Genomic DNA, 1,938 nt, shown 5'->3' on the forward strand with positions numbered 1-1,938 from the left:
GAAGTAGAGCGTGAAATAGTTGCGCCGGACATGGGAAAAAAGTTGGGCAACCGTAGGCGGAGCCGCCCGCGCCGCATCATCTTCGCCGTAGACCAGTTCCTTGCGATATGCGGCCTCAACGCGCTGGTTTTTGAATTCCAGCCCCGGCAGCTTCACGCCAGCTATCATGAGGATAACCGTGCCGAAGATCGACCAGGTGACTGCGGCGAAAACTAGAGAATAGGGAATTTCACCAACGATCGGCAAGACCTTCACATGACTGGAGAGCTGCGCAAGCAACGGTAGAAATGCAATCAACGTCATCACAGAGTCGACGAGCGATACGCCTAGACTCTCCATGGTGGTGGAAAACCGCATGGTGTCATCTTGCACGCGCTGCGATGCCCCTTCGATGTGCCGCAATCTATGCCAGTAGGCCATATAGTAGTCATTCATGGCTGTGCGCCAGCGGAAGATATAGTGACTGACGAAGAACCTGGTGATGACGAACAAGGCCATTCCCGTTGCCCCGATCCAAGCGTAGATCGAGAACATCGAATAGAGTTCACCAGCTGTCACCGAACCTGGCGTCGTAATCGCCTTCTGAAAAAGATCAAAAAACGGTCCACGCCAGTTATTTAGGGCGACATAGATCTGCACATTGAGATATGTCGAGAACAGGATCAGCACTGATCCGAGGATTGACCAATTCTGCCAAGGGTGCGGCGAATAATATCGCCAAAATACATAGAAAACGGCAACTAGAGATCCGAAATAGATATAAAACCAGAGGAATGGCTTGGTCCATAAGACAGGTATACCAAGAACTGGGGGAATCCCTGCTGCCGCGGGAGGTAAGCCGATCAAGGAACCGAGCTGCTCGCCGCCGAAGAACCAAAATAAAATACCGGCAAGGCTCCAGACGGCGGCCGATGTGAAGAAGAGCTTCGGCTGCGGGAAGAAGGATACGAACACTGTGGCGGGTTTCCTCGGTCTGACCGCAAATCAGCGGCGTTGCTGTTCGGCGGGCATAAGGTCACACATTAGGGGGAAAGAAAATGCCCTGCCCCGATGCCCAGCATCGAACAAGGCCGCAAATCATGGCGATTTTGGCGCGGCCGACCAGGCAATGATGCCGGAGGCGAGCAGCGCGGCCGCCGCCATGATAGAGGCAAGGGTATAATTGCCCGACGCTTGGGCGAGCAGGCCGGCGGCGATCGGGCCGACAATCTGGCCGAGCCCGAAGGCGGCCGTCATCACCGCGAAGATGCGGCGCGGCGCCCGTGGCGCAAGCAGCCTGCCCATCTGTATGCCCAACGCCGTGATGGCGATGAAGGTGCCGCCGAGCAGGACACCGGCAATCAACGGTCCGGCGGCGCCCTTGACGGCGACACTGGCGGTGACGCCGACCACCTCGATCAGGCAGGTCGCGGCGTAAGCGGAGTAGAGTCCGATCCGGCCGGCAAGCTTCTGCCAGAACCAGGTCGAGGGAAATCCGGCAAGGCCGGCGACCATCCAGACGGTGGCCTCGAAGACGCGTCCGCCGCCGCCCTGGCGAACGATGGCGACCAGGAAGGTGGCCGTCACCACATAGCCGAAGCCGAACAGCCCGTAGGCGACGATCATCTTCGCCAGGGACCGGTCTTTCGGCAACGCCGGCTCCGGACCATCGACGCCATTGGCCGGCGTGGCCGAGCCCGCGAGCAGCATGACGACGACCAGGCCAACCGCCGAAAGCGCTCCGGACCAGAGCCAGCCGGCGGCCCAATCCGCGTGCTCGGAGACGAGGATCGCGAGCAGCGCGGAGGAGACGGCGATGCCGACGCCGACGCCGCCGAAGTGCAGCGCCTGCAAATCGCCGCGGCCGGCCTCCGCCAGATGGCTGAAGACGATCGAGGCCATGAACACCATGACGAAGGCGCTGGCGAGGCCGGCCGCGGCGATTTGCAGGCGCTGCAC

General features: G+C 60.3%; 2 protein-coding genes. Both read right to left on the reverse strand.

The genetic code is table 11. The features are described 5' to 3' along the window. On the reverse strand, positions 1 to 954 hold a 954-nt coding region (sbmA, locus tag EOD07_RS32655), incomplete at its 3' end, for a peptide antibiotic transporter SbmA (RefSeq protein ID WP_127238175.1). Positions 955 to 1,077: 123 nt separating this feature from the next. After that, positions 1,078 to 1,938, reverse strand: an 861-nt coding sequence (locus tag EOD07_RS32660; protein WP_127238176.1) for a YbfB/YjiJ family MFS transporter, incomplete at its 5' end; no start/stop codon positions are given.

The sequence above is a fragment of the Mesorhizobium sp. M2C.T.Ca.TU.002.02.1.1 genome (assembly GCF_003997225.1).